This is a genomic window from Paraburkholderia sp. GAS348 (assembly GCF_050434205.1).
Taxonomy (GTDB): domain Bacteria; phylum Pseudomonadota; class Gammaproteobacteria; order Burkholderiales; family Burkholderiaceae; genus Paraburkholderia.
On sequence record NZ_JBNPVT010000019.1, the window covers coordinates 62343 to 79007 of the forward strand.

At 61.5% G+C, this 16665-nt stretch carries 21 protein-coding genes; 20 read left to right on the forward strand and 1 reads right to left on the reverse strand.

Annotated elements, in window-relative coordinates; translation table 11 throughout:
• Positions 1 to 48: 48 nt before the first annotated feature.
• The 14 genes from hisD (at position 49) to tatC (ending at position 10264) form a co-directional block, all read left to right on the forward strand.
• Positions 49 to 1371 (forward strand): histidinol dehydrogenase, encoded by a 1323-nt coding sequence (gene hisD, locus P3T22_RS25370; protein WP_063497503.1) that lies wholly within the window; start codon positions 49 to 51, stop codon positions 1369 to 1371.
• Between the two features lie 182 nt (positions 1372 to 1553).
• Entirely contained in the window at positions 1554 to 2624 is a 1071-nt protein-coding gene (gene hisC / locus P3T22_RS25375; RefSeq protein WP_063497502.1) for a histidinol-phosphate transaminase, read from the forward strand.
• 114 nt (positions 2625 to 2738) lie between these two features.
• On the forward strand, positions 2739 to 3326 hold the full coding sequence (hisB, locus tag P3T22_RS25380) for an imidazoleglycerol-phosphate dehydratase HisB (protein ID WP_063497501.1): 588 nt from the start codon (positions 2739 to 2741) through the stop codon (positions 3324 to 3326).
• Between the two features lie 93 nt (positions 3327 to 3419).
• On the forward strand, positions 3420 to 4040 hold the full coding sequence (locus P3T22_RS25385; protein WP_063497500.1) for a YchE family NAAT transporter: 621 nt from the start codon (positions 3420 to 3422) through the stop codon (positions 4038 to 4040).
• Positions 4037 to 4678: an imidazole glycerol phosphate synthase subunit HisH gene (gene hisH / locus P3T22_RS25390; protein ID WP_063497499.1), complete on the forward strand. Its 642-nt coding sequence runs from the start codon at positions 4037 to 4039 to the stop codon at positions 4676 to 4678. Before P3T22_RS25385 ends, hisH begins: the two co-directional genes overlap by 4 nt.
• 223 nt (positions 4679 to 4901) lie before the next feature.
• Positions 4902 to 5654 (forward strand): 1-(5-phosphoribosyl)-5-[(5-phosphoribosylamino)methylideneamino]imidazole-4-carboxamide isomerase, encoded by a 753-nt coding sequence (gene hisA, locus P3T22_RS25395; protein WP_054036624.1) that lies wholly within the window; start codon positions 4902 to 4904, stop codon positions 5652 to 5654.
• Positions 5655 to 5856: 202 nt separating this feature from the next.
• Positions 5857 to 6630: an imidazole glycerol phosphate synthase subunit HisF gene (gene hisF / locus P3T22_RS25400; RefSeq protein WP_063497498.1), complete on the forward strand. Its 774-nt coding sequence runs from the start codon at positions 5857 to 5859 to the stop codon at positions 6628 to 6630.
• Between the two features lies 1 nt (position 6631).
• Positions 6632 to 7042, forward strand: coding sequence for a phosphoribosyl-AMP cyclohydrolase (gene hisI / locus P3T22_RS25405; protein ID WP_429326490.1), 411 nt, complete (start codon positions 6632 to 6634; stop codon positions 7040 to 7042).
• Positions 7039 to 7431 carry a phosphoribosyl-ATP diphosphatase gene (locus tag P3T22_RS25410; RefSeq protein WP_063497497.1) on the forward strand — a complete coding sequence of 131 codons (393 nt, stop codon included), beginning with the start codon at positions 7039 to 7041 and terminating at the stop codon, positions 7429 to 7431. Before hisI ends, P3T22_RS25410 begins: the two co-directional genes overlap by 4 nt.
• Before the next feature lie 96 nt (positions 7432 to 7527).
• Positions 7528 to 7923: a DUF4870 family protein gene (locus P3T22_RS25415; RefSeq protein WP_063497496.1), complete on the forward strand. Its 396-nt coding sequence runs from the start codon at positions 7528 to 7530 to the stop codon at positions 7921 to 7923.
• An 82-nt stretch (positions 7924 to 8005) separates the two neighbouring features.
• The gene (locus P3T22_RS25420; protein WP_063497495.1) at positions 8006 to 8371 is read left to right on the forward strand and encodes a histidine triad nucleotide-binding protein; all 366 of its coding nucleotides are present in this window, start codon (positions 8006 to 8008) and stop codon (positions 8369 to 8371) included.
• Between the two features lie 281 nt (positions 8372 to 8652).
• Complete coding sequence (gene tatA, locus P3T22_RS25425) at positions 8653 to 8892, forward strand: Sec-independent protein translocase subunit TatA (protein WP_063497494.1); 240 nt, start codon at positions 8653 to 8655, stop codon at positions 8890 to 8892.
• Between the two features lie 39 nt (positions 8893 to 8931).
• On the forward strand, positions 8932 to 9450 hold the full coding sequence (gene tatB, locus P3T22_RS25430) for a Sec-independent protein translocase protein TatB (RefSeq protein WP_063497493.1): 519 nt from the start codon (positions 8932 to 8934) through the stop codon (positions 9448 to 9450).
• 34 nt (positions 9451 to 9484) lie between these two features.
• Positions 9485 to 10264, forward strand: coding sequence for a twin-arginine translocase subunit TatC (tatC, locus tag P3T22_RS25435; protein ID WP_429326491.1), 780 nt, complete (start codon positions 9485 to 9487; stop codon positions 10262 to 10264).
• Between the two features lie 95 nt (positions 10265 to 10359).
• Here the strand turns inward: tatC and P3T22_RS25440 are convergent, their stop codons facing one another.
• Entirely contained in the window at positions 10360 to 11583 is a 1224-nt protein-coding gene (locus P3T22_RS25440) for a Do family serine endopeptidase (protein ID WP_054036636.1), read from the reverse strand.
• Positions 11584 to 11602: 19 nt separating this feature from the next.
• Here P3T22_RS25440 and P3T22_RS25445 point away from each other — a divergent pair, with 19 nt between their 5' ends.
• The 6 genes from P3T22_RS25445 to P3T22_RS25470 all read left to right on the forward strand — a co-directional run bounded on the left by P3T22_RS25445 (position 11603) and on the right by P3T22_RS25470 (position 16663).
• On the forward strand, positions 11603 to 12349 hold the full coding sequence (locus P3T22_RS25445; RefSeq protein WP_063497491.1) for a Nif3-like dinuclear metal center hexameric protein: 747 nt from the start codon (positions 11603 to 11605) through the stop codon (positions 12347 to 12349).
• Between the two features lie 221 nt (positions 12350 to 12570).
• Positions 12571 to 13191 (forward strand): ubiquinol-cytochrome c reductase iron-sulfur subunit, encoded by a 621-nt coding sequence (petA, locus tag P3T22_RS25450; RefSeq protein WP_063497490.1) that lies wholly within the window; start codon positions 12571 to 12573, stop codon positions 13189 to 13191.
• Entirely contained in the window at positions 13191 to 14570 is a 1380-nt protein-coding gene (locus tag P3T22_RS25455; RefSeq protein WP_429326492.1) for a cytochrome b, read from the forward strand. The genes petA and P3T22_RS25455 overlap by 1 nt, the downstream gene beginning before the upstream one ends.
• Before the next feature lie 22 nt (positions 14571 to 14592).
• Positions 14593 to 15348, forward strand: a complete 756-nt coding sequence (locus P3T22_RS25460; protein WP_429326493.1) for a cytochrome c1 — start codon at positions 14593 to 14595, stop codon at positions 15346 to 15348.
• Between the two features lie 95 nt (positions 15349 to 15443).
• Positions 15444 to 16055 (forward strand): glutathione S-transferase N-terminal domain-containing protein, encoded by a 612-nt coding sequence (locus P3T22_RS25465; RefSeq protein WP_006052302.1) that lies wholly within the window; start codon positions 15444 to 15446, stop codon positions 16053 to 16055.
• A 74-nt stretch (positions 16056 to 16129) separates the two neighbouring features.
• Positions 16130 to 16663 carry a ClpXP protease specificity-enhancing factor gene (locus P3T22_RS25470; RefSeq protein ID WP_063497487.1) on the forward strand — a complete coding sequence of 178 codons (534 nt, stop codon included), beginning with the start codon at positions 16130 to 16132 and terminating at the stop codon, positions 16661 to 16663.
• Positions 16664 to 16665: the final 2 nt, after the last annotated feature.

Consider the following 16665-nt stretch of genomic DNA (forward strand, 5'->3'; position numbering starts at 1 on the left):
GCGAGTGGTCAAACTTTTAACGCGCGCCTTACCGAAACGGATATCCGTATGTCTATCAAGATTCGCAAACTCGATTCCAGCGCGCCCGACTTTCACAAGGCGCTGCACGCGGTGCTCGCGTTCGAGGCGAGCGAAGACGAAGCAATCGAGCGCTCGGTCGCGCAGATTCTGAATGACGTGAAGGCACGCGGCGACGCTGCGGTGCTCGAGTACACGAACCGCTTCGACCGTGTCGAGGCGAAGAGCGTCGAGGCGCTCGAGTTGCCGATGTCCGAACTCGAGGCGGCGCTCGAAGGCCTCGAGCCTAAGCGCCGTGCGGCGCTCGAAGCGGCGGCGGCGCGTGTGCGCGGTTACCACGAGAAGCAGAGGATCGAGTGCGGCAGCCATAGCTGGCAGTACACGGAAGCAGACGGCACCGTGCTCGGGCAGAAGGTGACGCCGCTGGATCGTGCGGGTATCTATGTGCCGGGTGGCAAGGCGGCGTATCCGTCGTCGGTGCTGATGAACTCGATTCCGGCGCGCGTGGCCGGCGTGCGCGAAATCGTCATGGTCGTGCCCACGCCGGACGGCGTGAAGAATCCTCTGGTGCTGGCGGCCGCCTTGCTGGGCGGCGTGGATCGCGTGTTTACGATCGGCGGCGCGCAGGCGGTGGGCGCATTGGCGTACGGCACGGAAACGGTGCCCGCAGTCGACAAGATCTGCGGCCCGGGCAACGCCTATGTCGCGTCGGCCAAGCGCCGTGTGTTCGGCACGGTCGGTATCGACATGATCGCTGGGCCGTCGGAAATTCTCGTGCTGTGCGACGGGACGACGGACCCGCGTTGGATCGCGATGGATCTGTTCTCGCAAGCCGAGCACGACGAGCTCGCGCAATCCATCCTGCTGTGCCCGGACGATGCATTCATCGCCCGCGTGCGCGACGCGATCAACGAACTGCTGCCGAGCATGCCGCGCCGGGATGTGATCCGCGCGTCGCTCGAAAGCCGCGGTGCGTTGATCAAGGTGCGCGATATGGCCGAGGCCTGCGCGATCGCCAACGACATTGCCCCTGAACACCTCGAAATCTCGGCGCTGGAACCGCATCAGTGGGGTCAGCTGATCCGCCATGCCGGTGCGATCTTCCTCGGCCGCTACACCAGCGAAAGCCTCGGCGATTACTGCGCGGGGCCGAATCATGTGCTGCCTACTTCGCGTACCGCACGGTTTTCGTCGCCATTGGGCGTCTACGATTTCTTCAAGCGTTCGAGCGTGATCGAGGTCAGTGCGGAAGGTGCGCAGACGCTCGGCGAGATCGCCGCCGAACTCGCTTACGGCGAAGGCCTGCAGGCGCACGCCCGCAGCGCAGAATACCGGATGCGGCAGAACGGCTAAGCGAGGCCGGACGCGGCGAGCCTGAACACGGAGCAGGCGGGCATCGAACCGATGCGTGCGAACTTTACCGACGGATTTCGCGCGGTTTCCCGTTAAATAACGACAATACAGACCAACCTGGGGCCGTCCGCAAGCCGCCGATACCCGGCCGGCGTCTCCCGTGCGGGCAGGTCCACTGACTTATGACGACACCTCAAGACATCATCCGCCGCGACGTGCTCGCGATGACGAGCTATCCGGTTCCGGACGCCACGGGCTATATCAAGCTCGATGCGATGGAAAATCCGTTTCCGCTGCCACCGGTGCTCGCCGCCCATCTGGGCGAGCATCTGGCCGGTGTGGCGCTGAACCGCTACCCGGCGCCGCGCCCGGAAGCGCTGATCGAAAAGATCAAGCGCGTGATGAGCGTGCCCGCGTGTTGCGATGTGCTGCTCGGCAACGGCTCGGATGAAATCATCAGCATGATGTCGGTGGCGTGCGCGAAGCCGGGCGCCAAGGTGCTCGCACCGGTACCGGGTTTCGTGATGTATCAGATGTCGGCGAAGCTGGCGAATCTGGAATTCATCGGCGTGCCGCTGAAGGCCGATTTCACGCTCGACACCGAAGCGATGCTCGCGGCGATCGCCGAGCATGAACCGGCGATCGTCTATCTGGCCTATCCGAATAACCCGACCGGCACGCTGTACGACGATGCGGACATGGAGCGCGTCATCGCCGCGGCGAATAAAAGCCTGGTGGTGATCGACGAGGCATACCAGCCGTTTGCGCAGCAAAGCTGGTTGCCGCGTGCCGATCAGTTCGACAACGTCGTCGTGATGCGTACCGTGTCCAAGCTCGGCCTGGCCGGCATCCGCCTGGGTTATCTGGTCGGCAAGCCCGCCTGGCTCACCGAATTCGACAAGGTGCGCCCGCCCTACAACACCAACGTGCTTACGCAAGCCGCCGCCGATTTCCTGCTCGACCACGTCGACGTGCTCGACACCCAGGCCGCGCAATTGCGCGAAGAACGCACGAGACTCGCGCAAGCCGTGGCCCAATTGCCGGGCGCCGAAGTATTCCCGAGCGCCGGCAACTTCCTGCTGGTGCGGGTGCCGGACGCATCTGTTATGTTCGAAACACTGCTGGCCGCACGGGTTCTGATCAAAAACGTGAGTAAAATGCATCCATTGCTGGTCAATTGTGTGCGTTTGACCGTCGGTTCGCCCGAAGAAAACGCCCAATTGATCGCCGGACTGAAACTCGTGCTGCACTGAACGGCGTGCCGAATGGCCGCGTGAGCGCTTTGCCCTGCCACGGGAAGCGCGCGCGGTCCGCCGTTTTTCTACCCCACACTACTATCGCTTTCTAGCTAGATTCGAGGAATTACCATGCGCCTTGCGGAAGTCGTTCGCAACACCAGCGAAACGCAGATCCGTGTGAAGATCAATCTGGACGGCACCGGTCAGCAGAAGCTGGCCACCGGTGTGGCGTTTCTTGATCACATGCTCGACCAGATCGCACGGCATGGCTTGTTCGACCTCGACATCGAAGCACACGGCGACCTGCATATCGACGACCACCATACGGTCGAAGACGTCGGCATCACCCTCGGCCAGGCCGTCGCGAAGGCAATCGGCGACCGCAAGGGCATTTGCCGCTACGGTCATTCCTACGTGCCGCTCGACGAAGCGCTGTCGCGCGTCGTGATCGACTTTTCCGGGCGTCCGGGCCTCGAATTCCATGTGCCGTTCACGCGTGCACGCATCGGCACGTTCGACGTCGATCTCTCCATTGAATTTTTCCGCGGCTTCGTGAACCACGCCGGCGTCACGCTGCATATCGACAACCTGCGAGGCCTGAACGCCCATCATCAGATGGAAACGGTGTTCAAGGCGTTCGGGCGTGCATTGCGCATGGCCGTCGAGATGGACGAACGCGCGGCGGGACAGATTCCGTCGACCAAGGGCAGCCTTTAAGCGCGCATTTACCGGCGCATTTACCGGCTCATTTACCAGCTCATTTACCAGACTTAGAACCAGGACCGGCTGCGCTCGCGCACCCGGTGTGCGATGGATATCCTGAAGTCGTTTATTTCGCTGCTGGCGCTGATCAACCCGGTCGGCGCCATCCCGTTCTTTATGAGCCTGACGGCGCATCAGAGCGACGTCGAGCGGCGCAGAACCATCCGTATCGCGGCGATTTCGGTGTTCTGTGTGGTTGCGGTGACGACGCTGCTCGGACAGCAGATCATCAGCTTCTTTGGCATTTCGGTTGGGTCGCTCGAAGTGGGCGGCGGGATCATCATGCTGCTGATGGCGATCAACATGCTGAACGCCCAGATCGGCAACAGCCGTTCGACGGCGGAAGAGCGCGACGAAGCCGAGCAGAAGGACAACATCGCGGTCGTGCCGCTGGCGATCCCGCTGTTGACGGGCCCAGGCGCGATCAGCACCACGATCATCTACGCGGCCGGCTCGGCTCACTGGTACGACCGGCTGAGCCTGATCGCGATCGGCGCCGTGCTGGCGGCGATCTGCTTTTTTTCGCTGCGCCTCGCTGAACCGATTGCCCGTTGGGTCGGTCGCACGGGTATCAACATCGGTACGCGGCTCATGGGTTTGATGTTATCGGCGCTGGCGGTGGAATTCATCGTCGATGGATTGAAGGCATTGCTGCCTAACTTGAAATGAAAACTTCGATAGCGATTGTGGATTACGGAATGGGCAACCTGCGCTCGGTGGCCCAGGCATTGCGCAAAGCCGCGCCGGAAGCGGACGTGGCGATCGTCGATCAGCCCGAAGCGATCCGTTCGGCCGACCGCGTGGTGCTGCCCGGCCAGGGCGCCATGCCCGACTGCATGCGCAGTCTGGCCGAATCCGGCCTGCAGGAAGCGGTCATCGAGGCCTCGCGCAACAAGCCGCTGATGGGCGTTTGCGTCGGCGAGCAGATGCTGTTCGACTGGAGCGCCGAGGGCGATACGCCTGGTCTCGGCCTGTTGCCCGGCAAGGTGCTGCGCTTCGACCTGGAAGGCCAGGTGCAGGACGACGGCTCGCGCTTCAAGGTCCCGCAAATGGGCTGGAACCGCGTGCGCCAGGCGCAGCCGCATCCGTTGTGGGACGGCGTCGCGGATAATGCGTTCTTCTACTTCGTGCACAGCTATTACGTCGTGCCGGACAACGCCGCCCATACGTCGGGCGAAACGGTGTACGGTGTACCCTTTACCTCGGCGGTGGCGCGGGATAACATCTTCGCGACCCAATTCCACCCGGAAAAGAGCGCCGAAGCGGGGCTGCGCGTGTATCGCAACTTCGTGCACTGGAATCCGTGAGCGCCTTTCTTCATCCCGTTGCCGCGCGTCGTTCCGCCACAAGCGGGGCGTCGGCCGTGTGCTACAACCGCAGTAAGACGATTTCGCTCCATCCGCTCCAATATGGCGCTCCGCAAGGGCGTCGAAAGAGTTGTACTAAACTAGCGAAACGGCGTGGTGGCGGGCTGGTTTGTCAGCCGCTGCCGCCGACCTTCAACCACCTCCCTGACAACACCCGATTGCTATGCTGCTGATTCCCGCCATCGACCTGAAAGATGGTCACTGTGTACGCCTCAAACAGGGCGATATGGACCAGGCGACGATATTTTCCGAGGAACCGGCGGCGATGGCCCGGCATTGGGTCGACCGCGGCGCCCGGCGTCTGCATCTCGTCGACCTGAATGGCGCGTTCGCCGGCAAGCCGAAAAATGAAGACGCGATCCGCGCGATCATCGAGGAAGTAGGGGGCGAGATTCCCGTCCAGCTGGGCGGCGGCATCCGTGACCTGAACACGATCGAGCGCTATCTGGACGACGGTCTGTCGTACGTCATCATCGGCACGGCTGCGGTGAAGAATCCGGGCTTCCTGCAGGATGCGTGCACGGCTTTCGGCGGCCATATCATCGTCGGGCTGGATGCGAAAGACGGCAAGGTTGCCACCGACGGCTGGAGCAAGCTGACCGGCCATGAAGTGGCCGATCTGGCGCGCAAGTTCGAGGATTACGGCTGCGAGTCGATCATCTACACCGACATCGGCCGCGACGGCATGCTGCAAGGCATCAACATCGAAGCGACGGTGCGTCTCGCACGCGCGGTGAAGATTCCGGTAATTGCGAGCGGCGGTTTGTCGAACCTCGCGGACATCGAGTCGCTGTGCGAAGTCGAGGACGAAGGCATCGAAGGCGTGATCTGCGGCCGGGCGATCTACTCGGGAGATCTGGACTTCGCGGCTGCGCAGACCCTCGCGGACCGGCTGCGCGAATCGGACGACGCTTAGGTTCACCGCTTGAAGCGTCGCTGTCGACCCGGAATCGACGCAGTAGCGAACCTAAAAGCGGACGCAACGGCGCGTCCCGAAAGCGCGTCGCGCCGCAGGTGTTTCTGTTCGACACCCCTGCGGCGAGCCGCGCCGGCACAGTGCCGCTCGTGAAGATTCAGGCGAGCGGCCTCATCAGCGGTATTGGCAGAATTGCAAGATCATGGCTCTAGCTAAACGCATCATCCCTTGTCTCGACGTCACGGCTGGACGCGTGGTCAAGGGCGTCAACTTCGTCGAACTGCGCGACGCCGGCGATCCGGTCGAAATCGCGCGCCGCTACGACGATCAGGGCGCCGACGAACTGACCTTCCTCGACATTACCGCCACCTCCGATCAGCGCGATCTGATCCTGCCGATCATCGAAGCAGTCGCCTCTCAGGTGTTTATTCCGCTGACGGTCGGCGGTGGCGTGCGCGCTGTCGAGGACGTGCGGCGGCTGCTCAACGCGGGCGCGGACAAGATCAGCATGAATTCGTCGGCGGTCGCGAATCCGCAACTCGTGCGCGACGCGACGGACAAATACGGCTCGCAATGCATCGTCGTCGCCATCGACGCGAAGCGCGTCTCCGCGGACGGCGAGGCGCCGCGCTGGGAAGTCTTCACGCACGGCGGGCGCAAGGCCACCGGCCTCGAAGCCGTCGAATGGGCGCGCAAGATGGCCGAACTGGGCGCGGGCGAAATCCTGCTGACCAGCATGGACCGCGACGGCACCAAGAGCGGCTTCGACCTTGCGCTCACGCGCGCGGTGTCCGACGCGGTGTCGATTCCGGTGATCGCCTCGGGCGGCGTCGGCTCGCTGCAGCATCTGGCCGACGGTATCAAGAGCGGCCATGCGGACGCGGTGCTGGCCGCCAGCATCTTCCACTACGGCGAGCACACGGTGGGCGAGGCCAAGCGCTTCATGGCCGATCAAGGCATTTCGGTGAGGTTGTGACGTGGTGAATCCCTCTGCAGTAGATTGGCTCGACAAGGTCCGGTGGGACGCGAACGGCCTCGTACCGGTGATCGCGCAGGAAGCGTCGAGCAACGACGTGCTGATGTTCGCGTGGATGAACCGCGAAGCACTGGCGAAAACCGTCGAAACCGGCCGCGCGGTGTACTTCTCGCGCTCGCGCCAGCGCCTGTGGTTCAAAGGTGAAGAATCCGGCCACGTGCAGCATGTGCATGAAGTGCGGCTCGATTGCGACGAAGACGTCGTGTTGCTGAAGGTCGAGCAGGTGTCGGGCATTGCGTGCCACACCGGCCGCCACTCGTGTTTTTTCCAGAAATTCGAAGGCACGGTTGAAGATGGCGGCTGGGCCGCCGTCGATCCCGTGTTGAAAGACCCCGAACACATTTACAAATGACGCAATCCACGCAATCCACGGAACCCTCTTCGTCCACGAACGACACGCTGCTGCGCCTTGCGGCCGTCATCGACAGCCGCAAGGGCGGCGATCCGGACGTCTCATACGTGTCGCGCCTGTTCCACAAAGGCGATGACGCAGTGCTCAAGAAGATCGGCGAAGAGGCCACCGAAGTCGTGCTGGCCGCCAAAGACGCGCGCCACGGCGGCGCGCCGAAAGCGCTGGTCGGCGAAGTGGCGGACCTCTGGTTTCACTGCCTCGTGATGCTGTCGCATTTCGACCTGAGCCCGGCGGACGTGCTTGCCGAACTCGAGCGCCGTGAAGGCCTGTCGGGCATCGAGGAAAAGGCGCTGCGCAAGAGCCGCGAGCGCGAGGAAAACGGCGACTGAGTGTCGCCGCCTTGTCGCCATTCATCTTGAAGTGGCGAACGTCGGGACCCACATTGCACTGAACGCATAGGATCGCATCCTCGGGAGGACGCAAGCATGGAACAGTCGCAAGGCAATTATCCGCCGCCGGTCTACCGCAACGCGATCGAACCCGAGCGCGAACGCAGTCTGCGCACGCTCACGCATGTGCTGTACGCGCTATATGCGGTCCATTGGCTGACGGGTGGTCTGACGATTCTGATCGCGATCATCATCAACTATGTGAAGCGGCCCGATGTGGTGGGAACGCCATATGAAGCGCATTTCGAGTGGCAGATCCGCTCGTTCTGGATGGCCTTGCTGGGTTATGCGATCGGCGGCGTGCTGCTGTTCGTGGTGATCGGCATTCCGGTTTTGTGGGCCGTCAGCATCTGGATGTTGTACCGTATTATCAAGGGTTGGCTGTATCTGTACGATAACAAGCCGCTTGCGAATCCGCGTGGCTGGTTTTGAGTCGAGTCCGGTTATGGTCGGGCGGGACACGAACCGTGCCGCGCCACGTTTTGCGCTCTAGCCATATTGTGTCAGGAATACGATGAGTCACGACCCGAACTGCCTTTTCTGCAAGATCGCCGCCGGCGAGATTCCGTCGACTAAAGTCCATGAAGACGAAGAGTTTGTTGCCTTCCGCGACATCCGCCCGGCAGCGGAAACGCATGTGCTGGTGATTCCTCGCAAGCACGTCGCCACGCTGTCGAATTGCACCGAAAGCGAGGCTCCGCTGCTTGGTAGAATGCTTGTTCTGGTAGCGCGTCTGGCCGAGCAGCTGGGCGTGGCGTACACCGGTGGCGACAGCGGTTTTCGCACGGTCATCAATACGGGGCCGGGCGGCGGGCAAGAGGTATATCACCTGCACGCACACATCCTCGCAGGGCCGCGTCCGTGGCAGCGAATGGGCTGACGAATGCGCTGACGAACGCGCTCACAGAGCAGGCTCACAAACAACCGCGGGCTGCGAGGCGCGCGGCGAGTTTTGGTCGCAGACAATAGTGGGGCCGTAGTTTTGGCTGCACTGTAACGACGTCCACGCGCTCGTCAGGTCAGAATGGCACACCGTGTCGCGGGTTGAACCGGAACAGTTCGCGGTAACGTATAGATGGAGCGTACGCGCTTCGATTCACGCCGTAAGGCGCAAGACTATTGCCGCATCACAGTGCGGTGTCGGGGTTAAGGAGAGTAGTCATGGGTTCGTTGAGCATTTGGCATTGGCTGATCGTGTTGCTGATCGTGGCGCTCGTGTTCGGCACGAAGAAGCTGCGCAATATCGGCACCGATCTGGGTGGCGCGGTGAAGGGCTTCAAGGAAGGCATGAAGGAAGCCGAAACGCCTCCAGGTGAAGCGCAGCAGCGCGAACTGCCGCGCAATGGCACGGTAGATGTGGATGCGAAGGAAAAGACGCCACGTTCCGGCGATTACCGCTAAGCCGCGGCCCAACCGCGTTACTGACGGACACTTCACTTCATGCTGGACCTCGGTCTAACCAAGATGGCGCTGATCGGCGTCGTCGCGCTGGTCGTACTCGGGCCTGAGCGCCTGCCTCGCGTCGCCCGCACGGCCGGCGCGCTGTTCGGCCGCGCGCAGCGGTATATCAACGACGTGAAGGCCGAGGTCACCCGCGAAATCGAACTCGACGAATTGCGTCGCATGAAAACCGAGTTCGAAGCGGCGGCGAGCAACGTCGAAACCAGCGTTCAGGAGAATCTGCGCAAGCATGAAGCCGAGCTGAACGACGCGTGGAATAGCGGCACGTCGGTGTCGCCGAGCATTGCCGGCGGCGCGCTTGAGGATGTCAGCAATTCGCCGTGGCAGACCAGCACGCCACCGGCAGGCCCCAAACGCAAGAACTGGCGCGTCAAGCAGACCGCCATGCCCACCTGGTACAAGCGCGCCACCACGCGCCGCACGCGCGTGCAGTCGGGTGCGGCGCGCGTGGCGCGGCATACGCCAGCCTCCATGCGTCGTCCGACGCGGTTCTTCTGATGATCAGAACGACAATCTCTAACCGAGGGCCGGTGTGAGCGACCCCCAGCAAACCCAGGACGAAGGCACTGAAGAGACCTTCATTTCCCACCTCGTTGAATTGCGCGACCGTATCATCCGCGCCGGCCTTGCCGTCATCGTGGTGTTTGTCGGGCTCGTATATTGGGCGCCGGACATCTTCCGGCTGCTGGCGCGGCCCTTGATGCAGAATCTGCCGAAGGACGGCAAGATGATCGTCACCGACGTCACCGGCTCGTTCTTCGTGCCGATGAAGGTGACCATGATGGTCGCCTTCGTGATCGCGCTGCCGGTCGTGCTGTACCAGATCTGGGCGTTCGTCGCGCCGGGTTTGTACCAGCATGAGAAGAAGCTGGTCGGGCCGCTGGTGGGCAGCAGCTACACGCTGTTCCTGTGCGGCATGGCGTTCGCGTACTTCGTGGTGTTTCCGACCATCTTCCGCGTGATGGCGCACTACAACGCGCCGCTCGGCGCGGAGATGAACACCGATATCGACAACTACCTGAGTTTCGTGCTGACCATGTTCCTCGCGTTCGGGGTGACGTTCGAAGTGCCGATTGTCGTGGTGCTGCTGGTCCGCATGAACGTGCTGACCATCAAGAAGCTCAGGGAGATCCGTCCGTATGTGATCGTCGGCGCGTTCGTGATTTCGGCGGTGGTGACGCCGCCGGACGTGTTCTCGCAGCTGATTCTGGCGATTCCGCTGATCGTGCTGTACGAGGCGGGCATCATCGCGGCGCGGTTGATTGTCGGCAAGCAGAAACCTGTGATTGCGGACGACAGTCCGGCGGGTTGAACGGCAGCACGGAGAGACAAACAAAAAGGGCAGTCCATCACGGACTGCCCTTTTTGTTTTGCGGTGCACCACCACTGGCCGTTATCTATCGCGTCTCAACCGCCGTCGTCGTCCTGCTGATCGCCGCCGCCGTTGTCCTCCGCCGGTTGCTTCGGTGGAGGCGGGCGCTTGCCGATCGTCACCTCCAGATCCATCTCGTGGCTCTTGCGCACCAGATGAACCTTCGCAGCCGTGCCCGGCTTGATCTGCGCGATGACATTCAACAGGCGCGTGGTGTCGGTGATCTCCTGGCCATTCACGCTCACGAGGATGTCGCCCGGCTTGATGCCCGCACGGTCGGCCGGTCCGTTCTTCAGGACGCCTGCGACAATCGCGCCCGACTTCTGCTCAAGCCCAAACGATTCGGCGATTTCCGGCGTCACGTCCTGCGGCTCCACGCCGATCCAGCCGCGCGTGACCGAGCCCGTCGTGATGATGCTCTCCAGCACGCTGCGCGCGGTCGAGACAGGAATCGCAAAGCCGATGCCGAGCGAGCCGCCCGAGCGCGAATAGATGGCGGTATTGATCCCCAGGAGATTGCCGTTCACGTCGACCAGAGCGCCGCCGGAGTTGCCGGGGTTGATGGCCGCGTCGGTCTGAATGAAGTTTTCGAAGGTGTTGATACCGAGGTGATTGCGCCCGAGCGCGCTGACAATGCCCATGGTCACTGTCTGGCCGACGCCGAACGGATTGCCGATCGCCAGCACCACGTCGCCCACGCGTGTCTGGTCCATGCGGCCGAGCGTGATGGTGGGCAGATTGGTCATGTTGACCTTCAGCACGGCCAGATCGGTCTCGGGATCGACGCCGATCACCTTCGCATTGGTGGTGCGGCCGTCGGCGAGCGCGATTTCGATCTGATCGGCCCCGTCCACCACGTGCTGGTTCGTTAGAATGTAACCTTCCGAACTCACTATCACCCCCGAGCCGAGATTCGACGCGGGTTGCTCCTGCTGCTTGCCTTTGTTCTTGTCGCCGAAGAAGTAGCGGAACAACGGATCTTTCGCGCGCGGATCGGGCGGCAGTGAGCCATCCTTGCTGGAGAACACATTGACGACCGCGGGCATGGCCTTTTGCGCGGCGTCTGCATAGGACGCCTGTGCTGGGCCAGTGCCGATGCCTGGCGCTACTTCCCTAAGGGCGACGATCGGTTCGGCGAGTTGCTTGCCGAATTGCCCTTGACGCTGGAGCCACTGCGGTTTGAGGGTCGCAATGATGAACATCAGCGCCAACAGCACAGTCACCGCTTGGGCAAAGAACAGCCAAAAGCGTCTAAGCATCTGAAGACTAGAGGTTTATATGGATCGGATCGAACTTGAATTGTACTTGAACAATCTCCTTGAAACCGCGCGCTTCAAGGACTATTGCCCCAACGGATTGCAGGTCGAAGGGCGCCGCAAGATCAATAAGCTCGCGACCGGTGTGACGGCTTCAGTGGCCTTCCTCGAGGCCGCGCTCGACTGGGGCGCGGACGCGGTGCTGGTCCATCACGGCTACTTCTGGCGTAACGAGGCGCCGCAGATCACCGGCCGCAAACACGCGCGGCTGAAGCTGCTGATCGCCAACGACCTGAACCTGTTCGCCTATCACCTGCCGCTCGACGACCATCCCGAGTTCGGCAACAACGCGCAGATCGGCCAGAAGATGGGCTGGATCAGCGACGCGCGCTTCGGCGAGAACGATCTCGGCTGGCTCGCCACGTTCCCGATGCCGATCACGCTCGCGCACTTCACCGCGCAAGTCGAGCACACGCTCGGCCGCACGCCGCTCGTGTTCGGCGACCCGGATCGCGAACTGCGCCGCGTGGGCTGGTGCACGGGCGCCGCGCAAGGCATGTTCGACGCCGCAATCAACGCGGGCGCCGACGTCTACCTGACCGGCGAAGTGTCGGAGTCGGTGATGCATACCTCGGCGGAAAGCGGGGTGGCGTTCCTCGCGGCCGGCCACCACGCCACGGAGCGCTTCGGCGTGCAGGCGGTGGGCAAACATCTGTCCGAGCAGTTCGATATCGAACACCTGTATATCGATATCCCGAATCCCGTTTGAATTGAAACTTGGCATTAGATAAGAAAAAGGCACGAATAACGTAGAGGGTGCTTAAAAGGAGGTGCGAAAAAGTTTGCGATCCGTACGGAGAAACCCTGACTTATCAAGGGCTTCGCACGGTTTTTGGCAATGGGGCCTTGTAAATGCCGACTCCATTCGAGCAAACTAGCGGCGGTAGAAGCGACGTGAAGGAAAAATCCAACTCAGAAGTGGGGCGTGTAATGCGAGACAAGGAAGATGAACGCGTCGACGGCGGCCGCCGTACCTGGCTGATAGCGACGACCGTAGCAGGTGGCATAGGAGGCGTTGCCACTGTCGTACCCTTTGTTAGTTCGTTTGCACCATCTGAAAAGGCCAAGGCGGCAGGCGCCCCGGTCGAAGTCGATATTAGTGATCTGAAGCCCGGCGACATGAAGACCGTCGCCTGGCGCGGTAAGCCGGTGTGGATCATCAACCGCACCGACAGAATGCTCGCTGACGTCCAGAAAGCCGATAACGAAGTAGCGGATCCCCACACCACGAATCCCTTTTCGATGCCGTTGCCGGAGTACTGCAACAACGAATTCCGTTCGCGCACCGACCACAAGAACCTTTTCGTCGCCGTCGCCGTGTGCACCCATCTGGGCTGTACGCCGACGCCGCGCTTCCAGGAGGGCGCGCAGCCCAATCTTCCCGACGACTGGCCAGGCGGCTTCCTGTGCCCTTGCCACGGCTCGACCTATGACATGGCCGGCCGCGTCTTCAAGAACAAACCTGCGCCGCAGAACCTCGACATCCCGCCCTACATGTTCACGTCGGCCACCGGCCTCGTGATCGGCAAGGACGAGAAAGGAGAAGCGTAATGGCGATCGAACACGAAGTAGAGACGACCGGTCTGGCCGGCTGGATCGACCGCCGTTTTCCCATGACGTCCACTTGGAAAAAGCATGTTTCCGAGTACTACGCGCCGAAGAATTTCAACTTCTGGTACTTCTTCGGTTCGCTCGCGCTGCTGGTGCTGGTCAATCAGATCGTCACCGGCATCTTCCTCACGATGAACTACAAGCCCGACGCGACGCTCGCGTTCTCGTCGGTCGAGTACATCATGCGCGAGGTGCCGTGGGGCTGGCTGATCCGGTATATGCACTCCACGGGCGCGTCGATGTTCTTCGTCGTCGTGTATTTGCATATGTTCCGCGGGCTGATGTACGGCTCATACCGCAAGCCGCGCGAACTGGTTTGGATCTTCGGCTGCGCGATCTTTCTGTGCCTGATGGCCGAGGCGTTCTTTGGCTACTTGCTGCCGTGGGGCCAGATGTCGTTCTGGGGCGCACAGGTGATCGTGAACCTGTTCTCGGCAATTCCGTTCATCGGGCCGGATCTGTCGCTGTGGATTCGTGGCGACTACGTCGTCTCGGACGTGACGCTGAACCGCTTCTTCGCGTTTCACGTGATCGCGATTCCGCTGGTGCTGATCGGACTGGTGGTTGCTCACCTGGTGGCGCTGCATGAAGTGGGTTCGAACAACCCCGACGGCATCGAGATCAAGGCGAAGAAGGGGCCGGATGGCATTCCGCTCGACGGCATTCCGTTCCACCCGTACTACTCCGTGCACGACTTCATGGGCGTCTCGGTGTTTCTGATCATTTTCGCCGCGATCATTTTTTTCGCACCGGAAATGGGTGGGTACTTCCTTGAAGCAAACAACTTCATTCCTGCCAATCCGTTGCAAACGCCGCAGGAAATTGCGCCAGTGTGGTACTTCACGGCGTTCTATGCGATGCTGCGCGCCACCACCGATCCATTCAAGATCGTGCTGATGATCATCGTCGCGCTGCTCGGCCTCGTTGCCCTGGTGCGCGCACGCGGCAAGTGGAAGCTCGGCTTGCCGGTGCTCGCGGTGCTGGTGGTGCTGGCCATGGCGTTCACCGAATCGAAGTTCTGGGGCGTGGTGGTGATGGGCAGCGCGGTGATCTCATTGTTCTTCCTGCCGTGGCTCGACCGCTCGCCGGTGAAGTCGATCCGTTACCGGCCGTTTTTTCACAAGGTGTTCTACGGGATCTTCGTGCTCGCTTTCCTGACGTTGGGCTTCCTCGGCACCAAACCGCCGTCGCCCGCCTCGACGTTGATTGCTCAGGTGTGTGCGCTGATCTACTTCGCGTTTTTCCTCGGTATGCCCGTCTGGACGCGGCTTGGCACGTTCAAGCAGCCGCCCGAGCGGGTGCGGTTCAAGCCCCACTAATCGCGAGCCAGGAGAACACAAAATGAAAAAACTGCTTTCGACGTGCGCGCTGATCGGCGCGACACTGCTCGCGGTGCTGGCCGGACCGGCGCACGCGGACGAGAATTTCCCTCTCGACCGCGCGCCCGATAACGCGGAGAATTTTGCTTCGTTGCAGCACGGCGCTCAATTGTTTGTAAACTACTGCCTGAATTGCCACAGCGCGAGTCTGATGCGCTACAGCCGGCTGACCGACCTCGGCATCAAGCCGAGCGAAATTCAGGCGAACCTGTTGTTCACTACAGATAAGGTTGGCAACACCATGACTGTGGCGATGCGCCCGGACGACGCGAAAGCGTGGTTCGGCGCGAGTCCGCCGGATTTGTCGGTGGAAGCGCGGGCGCGCGGCAAGGACTGGCTGTACACGTATCTGCGCAGCTTCTATCGCGACAATACGCGGCCTACCGGCTGGAACAATCTGGTGTATGAAAACGTGAGCATGCCTCACGCGCTGTGGCAGCTTCAGGGGCAACGTACCGCGAAGTTCGGCGACGAAACCGACGAAAAAACAGGCGAAACGGTGCACAAATTTGTCGGCTACCAACAGGTCACGCCGGGGACGATGTCGCCGGTAGATTATGATTCTGCTGTGGCCGACCTCGTGTCGTACCTGTCATGGATGTCCGAACCGACGCAGAAAACCCGCAAACAGCTTGGCGTGTGGGTACTGCTTTTCCTCGGCATTCTGAGCTTTTTCGCCTGGCGACTGAACGCCGCGTACTGGAAACATATCAAATAATCACGCCGTCACCCGGCGTGGGGCCGGCGCCAGGAAAAACCTGTTGAACGGTTTTTCCGCGCGCTGGCCTTTCAGCTTTTTGAGGAAACGTAAACATGATGGTTCTGTATTCCGGCACAACTTGCCCGTTCTCCCAGCGCTGCCGGCTGGTGTTGTTCGAAAAGGGCATGGACTTCGAGATCCGCGACGTCGACCTGTTTAACAAGCCGGAAGACATCGCTGTGATGAATCCGTATGGTCAGGTGCCGATTCTCGTGGAACGGGACCTGATTCTGTACGAATCGAACATCATCAACGAGTACATTGACGAGCGCTTCCCGCACCCGCAACTGATGCCGGCCGATCCGGTTCAGCGCGCCCGCGCCCGTCTGTTCCTGCTGAACTTCGAAAAGGAACTGTTCGTTCACGTCGGCACGCTCGAAAACGAAAAGGGCAAGGCCGCTGAGAAGAATCACGAGAAGGCGCGTCTCGCGATCCGCGATCGCCTCACGCAGCTCGCACCGATCTTCCTGAAGAACAAGTACATGCTCGGCGAAGAGTTCTCGATGCTGGACGTCGCGATTGCGCCGTTGCTGTGGCGTCTGGATCACTACGGCATCGAGCTGTCGAAGAACGCTGCACCGCTGATGAAGTACGCCGAGCGCATTTTCAGCCGCCCGGCTTATATTGAAGCGCTGACGCCTTCGGAAAAGGTGATGCGTCGTTGAGTTTGGCTTTGGGGTGAGGGCGCCGCGTCTCGATGGTTTTCCGTGTGCGCCCCAACCCGGTAAGAGGACTGTTGATGCAAGAGACTTCCACCAAGCCTTATCTGCTGCGCGCGCTGTACGAGTGGTGCACGGATAATGGCTACACGCCGCATATTGCGGTCCGGGTCGACAATCAGACGCGCGTGCCGCGTCAGTTCGTGCGCGATAATGAGATCGTGTTGAACATCAGCTTCGAGGCGACCAGCCAGTTGCAGATGGGCAACGAATGGATCGAGTTCAGCGCACGCTTCTCCGGCAAGTCGCACAAGATCGAAGTGCCGATCGCAAATATTCTCGCGATCTACGCGCGCGAAAATGGGCAGGGCATGGCGTTCCCTGTCGAGTCGGCAGGCGGCGAGGCGCAGGATTCAGGCGCCGACGCGGAACTGGCGGACGAAACCGAACCGCCGGCTGCGCCCGTCGTCAGCGTGGCGCCGCGTGCGGTCGAAACGTCGTCTTCCACTGCTGATGCCGCCTCCGCCAAGGCGGATAGCGCGACCAACAGCCCGCAGCCTGACGACGATGGAACGAAAGGCGGCGGAAGGGCTCGCCTTAAGATCGTGAAATGAAG

Coding starts and splice junctions, on each gene's coding strand:
- hisA (WP_054036624.1), top strand. CDS start 4,902: ATGCTGCTGATTCCCGCCATCGACCTGAAAGATGGTCACTGTGTACGC.
- hisC (WP_063497502.1), top strand. CDS start 1,554: ATGACGACACCTCAAGACATCATCCGCCGCGACGTGCTCGCGATGACG.
- P3T22_RS25465 (WP_006052302.1), top strand. CDS start 15,444: ATGATGGTTCTGTATTCCGGCACAACTTGCCCGTTCTCCCAGCGCTGC.
- P3T22_RS25460 (WP_429326493.1), top strand. CDS start 14,593: ATGAAAAAACTGCTTTCGACGTGCGCGCTGATCGGCGCGACACTGCTC.
- petA (WP_063497490.1), top strand. CDS start 12,571: ATGCGAGACAAGGAAGATGAACGCGTCGACGGCGGCCGCCGTACCTGG.
- P3T22_RS25445 (WP_063497491.1), top strand. CDS start 11,603: ATGGATCGGATCGAACTTGAATTGTACTTGAACAATCTCCTTGAAACC.
- P3T22_RS25440 (WP_054036636.1), bottom strand. CDS start 11,583: ATGCTTAGACGCTTTTGGCTGTTCTTTGCCCAAGCGGTGACTGTGCTG.
- P3T22_RS25470 (WP_063497487.1), top strand. CDS start 16,130: ATGCAAGAGACTTCCACCAAGCCTTATCTGCTGCGCGCGCTGTACGAG.
- tatA (WP_063497494.1), top strand. CDS start 8,653: ATGGGTTCGTTGAGCATTTGGCATTGGCTGATCGTGTTGCTGATCGTG.
- hisF (WP_063497498.1), top strand. CDS start 5,857: ATGGCTCTAGCTAAACGCATCATCCCTTGTCTCGACGTCACGGCTGGA.
- P3T22_RS25410 (WP_063497497.1), top strand. CDS start 7,039: ATGACGCAATCCACGCAATCCACGGAACCCTCTTCGTCCACGAACGAC.
- tatB (WP_063497493.1), top strand. CDS start 8,932: ATGCTGGACCTCGGTCTAACCAAGATGGCGCTGATCGGCGTCGTCGCG.
- P3T22_RS25385 (WP_063497500.1), top strand. CDS start 3,420: ATGGATATCCTGAAGTCGTTTATTTCGCTGCTGGCGCTGATCAACCCG.
- P3T22_RS25455 (WP_429326492.1), top strand. CDS start 13,191: ATGGCGATCGAACACGAAGTAGAGACGACCGGTCTGGCCGGCTGGATC.
- hisD (WP_063497503.1), top strand. CDS start 49: ATGTCTATCAAGATTCGCAAACTCGATTCCAGCGCGCCCGACTTTCAC.
- hisH (WP_063497499.1), top strand. CDS start 4,037: ATGAAAACTTCGATAGCGATTGTGGATTACGGAATGGGCAACCTGCGC.
- hisB (WP_063497501.1), top strand. CDS start 2,739: ATGCGCCTTGCGGAAGTCGTTCGCAACACCAGCGAAACGCAGATCCGT.
- P3T22_RS25415 (WP_063497496.1), top strand. CDS start 7,528: ATGGAACAGTCGCAAGGCAATTATCCGCCGCCGGTCTACCGCAACGCG.
- P3T22_RS25420 (WP_063497495.1), top strand. CDS start 8,006: ATGAGTCACGACCCGAACTGCCTTTTCTGCAAGATCGCCGCCGGCGAG.